The sequence below is a fragment of the Pollutimonas nitritireducens genome (genome assembly GCF_002849615.1).
GTDB classification, from domain to species: Bacteria; Pseudomonadota; Gammaproteobacteria; order Burkholderiales; family Burkholderiaceae_B; genus Pollutimonas; species Pollutimonas nitritireducens.
Window position 1 is genome coordinate 1 of record NZ_PDNV01000003.1, and the last position, 12,408, is coordinate 12,408.

The 12,408-nt window shown below is 56.0% G+C and carries 12 protein-coding genes, 1 pseudogene and 1 riboswitch; of the genes and pseudogenes, 6 read left to right on the top strand and 7 right to left on the bottom strand.

Going from position 1 to position 12,408, the window contains the following annotated elements:
• Window positions 1-470: 470 nt before the first annotated feature.
• A riboswitch (yybP-ykoY riboswitch) is annotated at window positions 471-630 on the top strand.
• Between the two features lie 25 nt (window positions 631-655).
• The gene (gene mntP / locus CR155_RS04460; RefSeq protein WP_102068807.1) at window positions 656-1,228 is read left to right on the top strand and encodes a manganese efflux pump MntP; all 573 of its coding nucleotides are present in this window, start codon (window positions 656-658) and stop codon (window positions 1,226-1,228) included.
• Between the two features lie 12 nt (window positions 1,229-1,240).
• On the opposite strand, the gene gshA is transcribed toward mntP, so the two are convergent.
• A complete protein-coding gene (gene gshA / locus CR155_RS04465) occupies window positions 1,241-2,818 on the bottom strand; it encodes a glutamate--cysteine ligase (RefSeq protein WP_102068808.1) in 1,578 nt (525 codons plus the stop codon).
• 64 nt (window positions 2,819-2,882) lie between these two features.
• On the opposite strand from gshA, the gene CR155_RS20980 reads away from it, so the two are divergent.
• The gene (locus CR155_RS20980; RefSeq protein ID WP_233213965.1) at window positions 2,883-3,428 is read left to right on the top strand and encodes a hypothetical protein; all 546 of its coding nucleotides are present in this window, start codon (window positions 2,883-2,885) and stop codon (window positions 3,426-3,428) included.
• A 49-nt stretch (window positions 3,429-3,477) separates the two neighbouring features.
• Here CR155_RS20980 and CR155_RS20985 read toward each other — a convergent pair.
• Window positions 3,478-3,591: pseudogene (locus CR155_RS20985) on the bottom strand (helix-turn-helix domain-containing protein); the annotation flags it as partial.
• A gap of 222 nt (window positions 3,592-3,813) precedes the next feature.
• Between CR155_RS20985 and metX the strand changes: the two are divergent.
• Genes metX through CR155_RS04490 form a run of 4 tightly spaced genes read left to right on the top strand, consistent with a single transcriptional unit; the run spans window position 3,814 to window position 7,547 of the window.
• A complete protein-coding gene (metX, locus tag CR155_RS04475; RefSeq protein WP_102068810.1) occupies window positions 3,814-5,070 on the top strand; it encodes a homoserine O-succinyltransferase MetX in 1,257 nt (418 codons plus the stop codon).
• Entirely contained in the window at window positions 5,067-5,678 is a 612-nt protein-coding gene (gene metW / locus CR155_RS04480) for a methionine biosynthesis protein MetW (protein ID WP_102068811.1), read from the top strand. Before metX ends, metW begins: the two co-directional genes overlap by 4 nt.
• 11 nt (window positions 5,679-5,689) lie before the next feature.
• Complete coding sequence (locus tag CR155_RS04485) at window positions 5,690-6,931, top strand: muropeptide transporter (protein ID WP_102068812.1); 1,242 nt, start codon at window positions 5,690-5,692, stop codon at window positions 6,929-6,931.
• Between the two features lies 1 nt (window position 6,932).
• Window positions 6,933-7,547, top strand: a complete 615-nt coding sequence (locus tag CR155_RS04490; protein WP_102068813.1) for a trimeric intracellular cation channel family protein — start codon at window positions 6,933-6,935, stop codon at window positions 7,545-7,547.
• 65 nt (window positions 7,548-7,612) lie between these two features.
• Here the strand turns inward: CR155_RS04490 and CR155_RS04495 are convergent, their stop codons facing one another.
• The 5 genes from CR155_RS04495 to CR155_RS04515 form a co-directional block, all read right to left on the bottom strand.
• Window positions 7,613-7,975 carry a DUF4148 domain-containing protein gene (locus CR155_RS04495; protein ID WP_102068814.1) on the bottom strand — a complete coding sequence of 121 codons (363 nt, stop codon included), beginning with the start codon at window positions 7,973-7,975 and terminating at the stop codon, window positions 7,613-7,615.
• 226 nt (window positions 7,976-8,201) lie between these two features.
• Window positions 8,202-8,798 carry a 2-hydroxychromene-2-carboxylate isomerase gene (locus CR155_RS04500; RefSeq protein WP_102068815.1) on the bottom strand — a complete coding sequence of 199 codons (597 nt, stop codon included), beginning with the start codon at window positions 8,796-8,798 and terminating at the stop codon, window positions 8,202-8,204.
• Window positions 8,799-8,825: 27 nt separating this feature from the next.
• Complete coding sequence (locus CR155_RS04505; RefSeq protein ID WP_233213908.1) at window positions 8,826-10,601, bottom strand: sensor domain-containing diguanylate cyclase; 1,776 nt, start codon at window positions 10,599-10,601, stop codon at window positions 8,826-8,828.
• A 79-nt stretch (window positions 10,602-10,680) separates the two neighbouring features.
• The gene (locus tag CR155_RS04510; RefSeq protein ID WP_102068816.1) at window positions 10,681-11,463 is read right to left on the bottom strand and encodes an exodeoxyribonuclease III; all 783 of its coding nucleotides are present in this window, start codon (window positions 11,461-11,463) and stop codon (window positions 10,681-10,683) included.
• Window positions 11,464-11,553: 90 nt separating this feature from the next.
• Window positions 11,554-12,360 carry a DODA-type extradiol aromatic ring-opening family dioxygenase gene (locus tag CR155_RS04515; RefSeq protein WP_102068817.1) on the bottom strand — a complete coding sequence of 269 codons (807 nt, stop codon included), beginning with the start codon at window positions 12,358-12,360 and terminating at the stop codon, window positions 11,554-11,556.
• Between the last annotated feature and the right edge of the window lie 48 nt (window positions 12,361-12,408).

The following is a 12,408-nucleotide window of genomic DNA, read 5'->3' on the forward strand; positions in this document are numbered from 1 at the left end:
CAATTAATAAATCTCTGATTCCTAAGATAGAATTTACTGGGGACATCGGCATTGCTTCCATTAAACGTGTTTCGTCGCAAAAACAAGTCTAATGAATGTCGGCGTCCCCCGTTAATGATGAAGAGCCCGATTCAGGTGTTCTTTAGGACATCTTTGGGAAAAGTTGGCCGAATCACATCGAGGCCAGTGCTTTGGTGGGTGACGCACATAATGCGTCCATTCTGGCCTTTTCTCTGACACTCGCCTCACCATCGATCCACCTTGCGTACACCCTAAAAAACATCCTGGGGTTCGTGTCGCCCATCTGTCTGGATACGTAGTCGCCATACCGTAGCCACTGGGACCTCCGTATCCTTATATCGCTCCCAGGCCTGGGCTAGGCGCACGATGACGACGCGAGAATAGTGGGATGGGGTGACTCAACTCTCCGTGCAGTATGGCCATATCCAATTGGCCTCCCATGCTACACTCCTCTGGTCATTTGGGGAGTAGTCTGCTTCCGGCCCCGGAAGCGCCCGCGTCAACATTCTCGGCACCTTCACGTGCCGTGGCGCTGGCAGCCATGTCTGGCTTGGCGAGACCATGGGCATACCTGCGCATTCGGTCGGGCGCGCGGGCATGTCATGGATTCGTCGCCCGGCCAGGAAGCTTTCCAGTGAATCTAGCATCCGTTGTATTACTGGCTTTCGCCATGTCCACAGACGCGTTCGCCGCGGCGGTGGGCAAGGGCGCGGCCCTGCATAAACCTCGTTTTACCGAAGCGCTCAAGACTGGCGTCATATTTGGCGTTATCGAGGCTGCCACTCCTATCGTCGGATGGGGCCTGGGACGTGCCGCTGCGCCCTATGTATCCGCCTGGGATCATTGGATAGCTTTCGTTCTGCTTTCCGGCCTGGGTGTACTCATGATACGCAATGCCTGTATGGCGGATACCACCGTGCCCGAGGGTAGACCGGCCAAGCATTCCTTCTGGCTGCTGGCCCTGACCGGCTTCGCTACCAGCATCGATGCCATGGCCGTCGGGGTGGGTCTGGCCTTTCTCGACATAGGCATTATTCCGGTCGCCGCCGCGGTGGGCATCACGACCTTGGTAATGGTCACTTTTGGTGTCATGCTGGGGCGGGTCCTGGGCGCCGTGGTGGGCCGTCGCGCCGAAGTGATCGGCGGCATCATTCTGATTGGAATCGGTACTGTAATCCTGATAGAACACTTACGCGCAATGCCGTAATTCTGGCTGACCTTACGATTGCTGCCTGACCGGGCGCCTGAGAGCGGCGTGGTAGCGCGCCACATAACTGGAAAAGTCTTCGGTGTCGCTCCTTTCCAGGTGTTGTTGTTCGATTACGGAATTGCGAACAATCGTTTCGTATTCCTGAAGCGTGCTGGAGCTCAGGGCTTCGGCACGCAGCGTTTCATGATGTCTCCGACTTTGTTCCAGCGAGTAGTCATGAAGGCTTGCACCATGCTCGCGCAATTGGGCTAATAGCAAGGCCGATGGCGTCTGCTGGCTGTCGCGTATCTTTTCAGTTTGGCTCTCGACGGCCTGGGCATATTGGACTCCGTCATGCGTTTCATCCAGCAGTTTTGCATAGGGTGCAATGCGCTCGAGCAGTTCTTCACCCCAGGCCACAAGCGAAATTGGCTTGTTCTGTTTGACCAGCATGGCGCCAGGTTTGCGACCTTCCTTCGATACCAGGCTGAAGTTGTCGTGGCTGTCCCGACAGTAGCCATTGTTTGGAAACAGTGGGCTTTCTTCGATGGCGCAAAATAACAGGAAGGCATCCATGAAGCGGCTGGTCGTTGCCGAAATGCCAATGGGTGTAGTGGGGTCAATGTCCAGGCAGCGGACTTCGATGTATTGCACGCCGCGTTCGGCCAAGGCCGTCGCGGGCCGCTCACACCGACTTGTAGTGCGCTTGGGGCGGATGTTGGAGTAGAACTCGTTTTCGATTTGCAGGATGTTGGTGTTCAACTGGATCCACTCGCCATTCCGGTGAGTTCCAATCTTGACGTAGTCGGGCCAGGGTGTTGTTACAGCCGTATAGAGTCGTTCCAGGAAGGTATCGAGATCGTTGTAGCATAACTGTAGGTCGGATTGCGCCTTGTTCTGGTACCCGATGTCGCTCATGCGCAGGCTGGTGGCATGGGGCAAATAGAATGTGTCGGCGTCCAGCGTGTGCAAAGAATGATCCATGCCCCGCATGAAACTCCGCGAAACGGCCGGGGAGGCGCCAAACAAGTACATCAGCAGCCACGAATAACGGGTAAAGTTGCGAATTAGGCCAAGATAGCCTTGCGACCGCTGGTCTTCCGGGGACGACCCAGGCGTGCCGATAATTTGCCAGATCGAATCAGGCAGGGAAAAATTGTAATGAACCCCTGCAATGCACTGCATCGCTTTCCCGTAACGTTCCGCCAGACCACGCCGGTAGACATGCTTGAGCATGCCTGTGTTCGACGTGCCATACCAGGCGATTGGGATATCGCGTTCAGTCGGCAGCGTTGCGGGCATGGATTGATTCCAGATCAGCTCGTCCCGCAATTGCTGGGCAACAAACTGGTGTGTCGTTTCGAGCTCGGCCAGCAAGCCTTCGACGGTGTCGTGCGTCCCGGTGATGAGTTCGAGCAATGCTTCGGAGTAATCGGTGGTGATCCGTTCATTGGTAAGCGCCGAGCCCAGGCTCTTGGGGTGAGGCGTGGTGGCGAGCTTTCCTTGTCCATCGACACGCAGTCCTTCTTTCTCGATACCGCGCAACATATATTTGAGGGCGTGCCGGTTTTGACCCAGCAAGACGAGGCGTTGATTAGATGAGATCATTACAAGGTATCTTTATTTTAGAAGTCGTTGTCGTTGCCGATTTTACCTGAGGGGTCTGGTGTTAATGCGTTTTGGATTGTTAGTGATGCTGGTGGCCGTGCTGGCGGGATGTACGCCCAACTATAACTGGCGCGAGGTCACCGTCGCCGATGGTGCCGTGAAAGCTTTTTTCCCCGACCGCCCCCTTGCCCAGCAACGGCCTTTGACGTACTCGGGCCACGAGGTTCCATTCAACCTGGCAACTGCCACGGTGGATAAGGCTGTATTTGCCGTGGCTTATGCGCCGCTACCCGAATCATTGCGCCAAAACCCGGAGCTGGCACGAAGATTTGCGTTGTCGGTGGTCGGCTCACTTCATCGCAACCTGGGCGTTGCAGAGCCCGTCGAACTGCCGAAAGAGGGTGTCCCCTTTGTTATCGAAGGCGCATCGCCCCAGGGGCGCGTACGGATGCAAGTTATTGTTTGGCTGACAGCGCACGCATTGATCGAGGGTATTGTGACGGCTGATCAGGCAACGTTTCCGCAACAGCAGGCCGCCCAGTTCCTGCAAAGCCTGGAAGTGGTTCGGCAAGCGTCGCCGTCATCAGGCCGGACTGGAACGCCACCGTAATGGCTGCCTGGCGGCCGTGCACGCCAAGTTTCTGGCAGGCGTTATGAACATGAAAATTGACCGTGCGCTCGGTCAAGCCCAGGATGACTCCCATTTCCCAGCTGGTCTTGCCGACTGCCGCCCACCGTAGGCAAGTAAGTTCGCGTTCAGTTAGTGGTTTCATGCACTGTGAATCCTATTGGTATGAGATTTTTCTATGGGATTTACAGCCAAATGTATCAATTATTTTCATTTTTCATGAAAATAACCGGACGAAGGGCAGTGGTATTTAGGAGCGCAGCGCGGTGGACACGTCCTTCAACAGTGATAAAATTATGTTTCTACAGAGCGCCGATTTGCTTGATCTGCTTGCGGGCGCCTCATAAATCCAGCTAAAGAGGTCCATATGGCCGCTATATCCACATCTGTTGTTTCTGCTATCCATCCCGTCGCCACCGATCATCCTGCGCATCAAGTCGTCGTGCCACCTGGCTCAGTGGGCGTCGTGGCACCTCAACGTATTGCCTTCGACGAGCCGCTGCATTTAAGCAGCGGTCAGGTCCTGCCTCGCTACGAGCTCGCGGTGGAAACGTATGGCACGCTGAATGCCGAGCGCAGCAACGCCGTGTTGATATGCCATGCCTTGAATGCTTCGCATCATGTCGCCGGTATATCGGCAGATGACCCGAAAGACATAGGCTGGTGGGACAACATGGTCGGACCAGGAAAAGCTGTTGACACCGACAGGTTTTTTGTCATTGGCGTCAATAACATTGGTTCATGTTTCGGCTCGACCGGACCGGCCAGTATCAATCCGGACACAGGACAGCCCTGGGCTGCGGCCTTTCCAATGTTGACTGTCGAGGATTGGGTACAGGCGCAGGCACGTCTGGCAGACCGCTTCGGCATCGACAAGCTTGCAGCCGTCATGGGCGGTTCATTGGGCGGGATGCAAGCCTTGAGCTGGGCGATTACCTGTCCGGAACGTATTGGCCACTGCATCGTCATCGCCAGCACTCCGCGTCTGTCGGCCCAGAATATCGGTTTTAACGAAGTGGCGCGCCGCTCGATCATCAGTGATCCGGATTTCCATGGCGGAAATTACTACGCGCACCACACAGTGCCTCGTCATGGTCTTTCGGTGGCACGCATGGTCGGACACATTACCTACCTGTCGGACGACGACATGGCCCAGAAGTTCGGGCGCACCCAACGAGCGCCGGCCGACAACGGCGAGTTCCATTACGGCTACGATGTCGAATTCGAGGTGGAGTCCTATCTGCGTTATCAGGGCGAGAAGTTTTCCACGTATTTTGATGCCAACACATATTTGCTGATCACGCGGGCGCTGGACTACTTCGACCCCGCGCGCAGCCATGGCGGCGACCTGGTGCGTGCGATGGAGAAGGTCCAGGCCGATTTTCTGCTCATCTCTTTCAGCACCGATTGGCGTTTTCCACCCGCCCGTTCCCGCGAAATAGTGCGCGCCTTATTGAAGAACAAGCGGCCCGTGACGTATGCGGAAATCGACGCACCGCACGGCCATGACGCATTTCTGCTGGACGATCCCCGCTACCATGCTGTGATACAGGGGTACTATGACCGTATTGCGGCCAGGCTTGGACTTGCAGAACGCATTCAAACCACAGGGGTGCTCAAGTGACCGAAGTCAGCGTGGCGCCCAAGCATGTCAGGGCGGACCTAAAACGGATCGCCAGCTGGATCGAACCGGAAAGTCGTGTCCTGGATCTAGGTTGCGGCGACGGAACGCTTTTGGCTTACCTGCAGAACAACAAGAATGTTACCGGCGTGGGCGTGGAACTCAGTGATGAACTGGTGATTGCGTCGGTGCGGCGTGGCGTGCAGGTAATCCAGCAGAACCTGGAAGAAGGGCTGGCTCTATTCGACGATCAACAGTTCGATACCGTAGTGTTGTCACAGACGCTTCAATCGATGCATCATACAGAGCACATACTTCGCGAAATGGCGCGCGTGGCCCGTTTTGGCATCGTGTCGTTTCCGAATTTCGGCTATTGGCCGCATGGTTGGTCAATATTGTCTGGACGCATGCCTGTCACGGGCGAGATGCCGTATCAGTGGTTCGATACGCCCAACATCCACTTGTGCACACTCAAGGATTTCGAAGACCTTGCCTCGGCACTCAGGTTGCGCATCACTCACCTTGCAACGTTCAACGGTAACAGGGAAGTCAAGTTTCTGCCCAGCTGGCGCAGCACGCTGGCGGTGTACCGTTTCGAAACACCAGATTAAAGAGGACTACCATCGCTTCGTTTATCAACGTTTATGGCAGTCCTCGTGTCATCCCGCTATTGGTGCTCGGATTTGCCAGTGGCCTGCCTTTGGCGCTCACTGGTGGCACCTTGCAGGCCTGGGCAACGCTCTCGGGCGTATCGCTGCAGAATATCGGTTTCCTCACACTCATCGGAACGGCCTACACACTGAAGTTTTTGTGGGCACCCCTGGTTGATCGCTATGCACCGACTATGTTGGGACGCCGCCGCAGCTGGATCTTCGTCACGCAGATTCTTCTCGGGGTAGTCATTGGAGCCATGGGCTTTTATTCGCCGTCCGATAATCTGATGGTATTGGCGATGCTTGCCGTATTGGTCGCATTTTTATCGGCAACGCAGGATATTGCATTTGATGCTTACAGCACGGACGTGCTGCGCAAAGAAGAGCGCGCTGCGGGCGCGGCGTTAAAGGTGCTGGGCTACCGCCTTGCCATGATCGTATCGGGCGGCCTGGCGCTGGTACTGGCGGATCAATGGCTGGGCTGGAGCAATACCTATCTCGTCATGGGTGCTCTCATGGCCTTGTGTGCGATTGCCACCTTGCTCGCCCCTGAGCCGGAAGTCGTTGCACGCGCGCCCAGGACGCTTGCCATTGCTGTTGTCGAGCCGCTGCTCGAATTTTTCAAACGGCCCGGTGCGTTGAGCATTTTGCTGCTTATTGTGTTGTACAAATTGGGCGATGCCTTTGCGGGGGCCTTGTCCACGACCTTTCTTTTGCGAGGCGCCGGGTTTACTGGCACCGAGGTTGGGGCGGTCAACAAAGCGTTTGGACTGGCTGCCACGATAGTCGGCGCGCTGGCTGGCGGGGGCCTGATGACCCGCCTGGGTTTGTACCGATCGTTGATGTTGTTCGGCCTCTTGCAGGCCTTGTCCAATTTTGGTTATTGGGTCCTGGCTGTTACACCTCCCCATATTTATTCCATGGCGCTGGTAGTGGGTGTCGAGAATTTATGCGGCGGTTTAGGAACCGCGGCGTTCGTGGCGCTGCTCATGGCGCTGTGCAAGCAGGAGTTTTCAGCGACCCAGTTCGCCTTGCTGTCCGCATTGTCGGCGGTCGGGCGTACCTACCTTGCCGGTCCGCTGACGCCACCGTTGGTGGAATCCATAGGATGGCCGGGGTTCTTTGTGATTACTGTGTTTATTGGGTTGCCGGGCCTGATCCTGCTTCGCATGCGCCGGGTTGAAATCGACGCGCTCGAAACGGTGCGCTGACATGCTGCTTGCCTTGTACCTAATAGCCATTACGGCTGAAGCCATGACGGCAGCGCTGGCCGCAGGGCGGCGCGACATGGATTGGATCGGCGTGTGCATCATCGCCTGCGTGACGGCGCTCGGTGGCGGGTCGGTCCGTGATGTTCTGCTAGGTCATTATCCGCTGACGTGGGTGATGCACCCCGAGTATCTATGGATAACGGCCGCTGCCGCATTGCTGACTGCGCTTGCGGCGCCCGTCATGCGCCATTTGCATCGGCTGTTTCTTCTGCTGGATGCCTTGGGGCTGGTCGTCTTCACCGTGATAGGCTGCCAGGTGGCGTTGGGGATGCAACTTCCCATAACAGTCGTGTTGGTCAGCGGCATGATCACTGGGTGTGCGGGGGGCGTACTGCGGGACGTGCTTTGCAACGACATTCCATTGCTGCTGCGCAAGGAGCTGTACGCGAGCGTGTCGGTGGTGACGGGTGGGCTGTTCATTGGCAGCCAACATTTTGGTGCGAACCTGAATGCCTCCATGGTCGGTGCCATGCTGGTCGGTCTTGTCTTCCGGCTACTGGCACTGCGCTTCAATTGGCAGATGCCCAAGTTTGTTTACCGCGACGAATGGCGATAGGCGGGCATCGACCATTCGTCTCTGTCATGTCAAGCCCGCCAATTCCTGGCGGCGGCTTTCGCCGATTATGCTTCCACGTAATCGCCTGGATGGGAAGAAGCGTAGTCGAACAATTCTGCCTTGACCTGGGCGCGGGACTTCGAGCTTTCCGCCGCTGTTACGGGCGGATAAGCGCCTTCCCCAACAGGTATTTGACCTGCCTCGATCGCAGCGGCGAGTTCGGCTTCAACTTGCGAGCGGTCTTTCGCGCTCGTTGAATTGAGCGCGGGTGGGTAGTCCAGTTCACCGGTGCTGATCAAGCCAGCCGATCTGGCTTGCTGCAAATCGGCTATTACCTCGGCCCGTGATAGGTAAGAATCATCGGCAGCCTGGGCGGCACTGGCAAACATACCGGCGGAAATCATTAATGCTGTAACAAGGGTTTTCATACTGAGCTCCAATAAAAAGGTAGGATCGAATCGACGCCGCTGTATACATGTACGGCGTTTTTCGGTGAACTCAGTATCTATCAGCCAGGCCTAGGGATAAACCCTAGATTTCCGTATAGTCAATTCTGATTTAAGCAACAATCGCTAGAACTCCCAGGGGGATAGTCGAACACTATTGCGCTATTAGGAATAAACAATGAGACCGGCACGTTTGCGGTGTGGCTGTTCAGTCTTGTTCCAGCGCCCGGCCCAGAAATTCCAGCCGATCTTGACCCCAATAGGATACGCCGCGGTACTCATACCAGGGGGCGCCGAATACCTGCAATTCCATGGCATCTTTAGTATGTTGCCGGTATAAATCGGACGCGGATTCGCGTCCGGCATATAAGCCCGAGCCGTCCAGGCCGCATTCATTTCCTATTTCAACCAGCGTCTTGGGGTCTGCAATATTTCGCTCCTCGGCCCACACCGCACGCAATAGGGCGCCAGTCAGCTTTAATGCGCCATCATTGTCGCCAGCCCTTATGGCCGCCGTCACCATTTTCGCGGCAGGAACATCGTCGACAGGGAAGAATTTCGGATGAATAGTAAGAGGCATGCCCAAGAATTCCGACCAACGCTTCAGTTCCGTGATGCGATACGCCTGCCGTTGTGGCGGTCGTTTATCGAGGGGCAGTCCGCCGGATACCGGGAAGATGCTGCCCAGGTCCATAGGCTTGGGCAGCACGACGGCTTCATGACGCCGGGCCAGATCCAGCAGTCTATCGTGGCCCAGATAGGTCCAAGGCGATTTGGGTGAGAGATAATAATGGATAGTTTTCATTGTCGGCCGTCCGTCGGTAGTTGTCTGTCAGAAATGTTCGATACGGTTGCGACCCGCCGTCTTGGCCCGATAAAGCGCGGTGTCGCTACGAGACAGGGGGCTACTGGCGTCATGATCATCTCCATTCGCGGCTGATATGCCTATGCTTACAGTGAGGCTGATCGTGTAGTCCGCTGTAATCAAAGGCGTTTCCATAAGCCGTAACTGCACCCGCTCCGCGAAACACCCTGCTTCATCCGATTCGGTACAACGCAGCATGACGGCAAATTCTTCGCCGCCTAACCGACCGGCCACGTCAGTGTTACGCAATTCAGCGCGCAGAAGGTTTGCAAAATGCCTAAGAGCCAGATCGCCAACGTTATGTCCCCACTTGTCATTGATGGATTTGAAATGATCAAGGTCGCACATGAGTATAGCGGCCGATTTGCCTTTGTAGCGACGCATTCTTGCCAGTTCCGCTTCCAGTTCAACCATGAAATGACGGCGGTTGGGCAATTGCGTCAGAAAATCGGTAGATGCAAATATTTGCAGTTCCGACTCTGCACGTTTGCGATCCGTCACGTCGGTAATAAAACCATGCAATGTAGTGCTGCCATCGATCATTCGTTGCGGGTGTGCACTACCGTGGCGCCAGCGCAGGCCTTGCTTGGGTAACACCACCCGGTAGTCGAATTGCCAGGGTTCCAGGCGAGCTGCCGACTCTTCCAGTGAGGAGTGATAGGCGGCCAGGTCTTCGGGATGAATGATTGTGTCCAGAATGTCCGCACTGCTTGCTACCTGTGCCGCATCGATCTCGTATATATCCTTGATGCCTGCGCTGGCATAGGAGAAGAAAGTCTTTTTATCCGGGAACCGGCGATACTGGAACACCAGGCCCGGCACTTCATCGGTCAGGCTGGTCATCAAGTCGACGGTTTCTTGTAGCGTGTTCGACAACGCGCGCAGTGCGGTGATGTCAGTTGTAGTGCCTATCATACGCAATGGCTTCCCGTCCATATCGCGGCTGACTACTTTGCCGCGGCTCGATACCCATTTGTAGCTTCCATCTTTGCACCGAAGACGATGCTCTACTTCGTAGCTGGTCGTCTTCAAGTCGAAATGTGCTTGTATCGTGGCTTGCACATAGGAGAGGTCATCGGGATGGACGCGTTTGTAACTGTCGGTGATCCGATTGCCGATCTCTGAATCGCTATAGCCCAGGATTGCCTTCCAGCCGACCGAATAGTGGATTTCGTTCGTCTGGACATTTCGGTCCCATATGCCTATTCCGCTGCCGTCTATGGCCAGTGCCATCCTGTGTGCGCTCTCGGTCGGCGTTGATGGAGAATGGTATTGCCTGACAACCAGCGTCGCGAGGCGGCCGATATCCTGCAATGCCTCAAATTCGTCGTTATCGAATTGCCGTGGGCGGTCATGGATCAAACATAAAGTGCCAAGGCGCGCTCCATCGGTGTCCCGCATGGCGCAGATGGCGAAAAAACGGATGAAAGGGCTCTGAATGACCAAAGGGTGATGGCGATAACGATTGTCCGCCAAAGTGTCAGGTACTGCCAATGTGGCTTCGTTGTCGGCAAGTTCGGCGATGAGGGCAACGCGTTGCAACGATGTCCCGAACGTAGGTCCGCTACAGGAGCGCTGGATGTGGCGGTTACCGTCGAGCAACGTAATGGCGGCCGTTGTGACCCCCATGTGACGACGGGCGATTCGGGTAAGGGCATCGTAGCGTTCGTCGGCAGCCTCTGAGTCGAACGGAAGTAGGGTTCGGACTTGGTTGCTTTCATCTGCCATGGTGTTGGAACGCATGGCAAAATGATACCATCGGTAACCACGTCGTCGATAGTAACGAAAACCCTCGCCATTAGCCAGATGGCCAGCGTGGCATTCAGGCGTTCCAGTTGTATTCGATGATAAGCGGGGCATGGTCGCTGAATCGGTGCTCTTTATAAATTGACGCCTGTGTCGCCGTCGCTGCGATATCGGGAGTGGCAATCTGGTAGTCGATGCGCCAACCGACGTTCTTGGCCCAGGCCTGACCACGGTTGCTCCACCATGTGTAAGCGTCGCCGGTGGCATCCGGATAAAGATGGCGATAGACATCGACCCAACCCAGTTCATCCAGAACTTTGGTCAGCCATGCGCGTTCCTCGGGCAGAAAGCCGCTGTTTTTCAGATTGCCCTTCCAGTTCTTGAGGTCGATTTCTTTATGCGCAATATTCCAGTCGCCGCACAGTATGACCTGCCGTCCACATTTGGCCAGGGTCGCAAGGTGGTCGATAAAATGTTCCATGAACGCATATTTGGCGGACTGGCGATGGTCGCCGCTGGAGCCCGATGGCAAATACAGCGAGATGACCGACAGTTTGTCGTACACCAGTTCCAGGTAGCGGCCCTCGGCATCGATCTCGGGCACCCCCAGGCCCTCAATGACTTGCAACGGCTGCGTGCGCGCGTACACGCCCACCCCGCTATAGCCCTTCTTTTCGGCATAGTGGAAGTAGCCGTAATAATCTTGTGGATTCAGCATCTCCACCGTCATGTTGTCGACTTGCGCCTTGAGTTCCTGCATGCAGATGAAGTCTGCATTCTGGCCTGGGATCCATTCCAGGAAACCCTTGTTGGCGGCCGAACGAATGCCATTGAGATTGGCGGATATCACTCGTAGCATTGTAGTACTCTGGAATCTGATGAAGTTGAGACTTTAACCTTTTTGCCCGTTGAAGTGGCCGGAAGTCCTGTATCAAGAAACGCTGATGCTTCAGGCAGCGGCGTCGAACCGAAAGCTCGAGGCTGTGATTCCAGCAAATGCCTGGCTCTCATGATAAATGCAGCTGGCCTTATCATGTTCGGCGGCGCCGACGGCCACCATGAGAGGGATCAGGTGGTCTTCGCGCGGATGAGCAAGTCGGGCTGATGCTGCGGTTTCCCAGTTTTGCAGCAGTGCCGCACGCTGCTGCGTCGGCGAGGCGAGCAAGGCATGTTGCAGCCATGCGTCGAACTGGGCCGATGCTGCCGCCCCACCTCCGTAGATTTGCCGCAGATTGTGGTAGCTCAGCCCGCTGCCGATGATCAGTACATCCTCGTCGCGGAGAGGGGAGAGGGCGCGGCCCAAGGAAAGGTGCAAGGCAGGATCGTATCCGGCGTCGATGGACAGTTGTATCATCGGCACGTCTGCCTGCGGATACATGACGAAGGCTGGCACAAAAGCGCCGTGATCGTAGCCACGTTGCGTATCGGCGACAACCGGCAAACCGGCGGAAGACAATAATTGCTGTACGCGCCCGGCCAGCTCCGGTGACCCCGGCGCTGGGTATTGAACCTGGTAGGTGTTCTCTGGAAAGCCGTAGTAGTCATAAATCATCGGCGGCCGCGGATGAGCGGTTATACCGAAGACTCCATGGGTCTCCCAGTGTGCAGACACCATTAGGATGGCCTTGGGCTTGCGCCCCAGTTGGGCGGGGATGTCGACCAATGACGCAGCAAGAGCCGCATTGCTGGCCTGCATCGCCGGAATGTACGGCCACGGTCCCCCGCCGTGCGAAATAAAGTAGACAGGCAATTTCATAGTGATATCCATAAGTCCGGCCTGGCGGCCGGATTAGTGGTGGAGGCG

Coding starts and splice junctions, on each gene's coding strand:
- CR155_RS20980 (WP_233213965.1), top strand. CDS start 2,883: ATGCGTTTTGGATTGTTAGTGATGCTGGTGGCCGTGCTGGCGGGATGT.
- CR155_RS04495 (WP_102068814.1), bottom strand. CDS start 7,975: ATGAAAACCCTTGTTACAGCATTAATGATTTCCGCCGGTATGTTTGCC.
- CR155_RS04515 (WP_102068817.1), bottom strand. CDS start 12,360: ATGAAATTGCCTGTCTACTTTATTTCGCACGGCGGGGGACCGTGGCCG.
- metX (WP_102068810.1), top strand. CDS start 3,814: ATGGCCGCTATATCCACATCTGTTGTTTCTGCTATCCATCCCGTCGCC.
- CR155_RS04500 (WP_102068815.1), bottom strand. CDS start 8,798: ATGAAAACTATCCATTATTATCTCTCACCCAAATCGCCTTGGACCTAT.
- gshA (WP_102068808.1), bottom strand. CDS start 2,818: ATGATCTCATCTAATCAACGCCTCGTCTTGCTGGGTCAAAACCGGCAC.
- CR155_RS04490 (WP_102068813.1), top strand. CDS start 6,933: ATGCTGCTTGCCTTGTACCTAATAGCCATTACGGCTGAAGCCATGACG.
- CR155_RS04505 (WP_233213908.1), bottom strand. CDS start 10,601: ATGCGTTCCAACACCATGGCAGATGAAAGCAACCAAGTCCGAACCCTA.
- CR155_RS04510 (WP_102068816.1), bottom strand. CDS start 11,463: ATGCTACGAGTGATATCCGCCAATCTCAATGGCATTCGTTCGGCCGCC.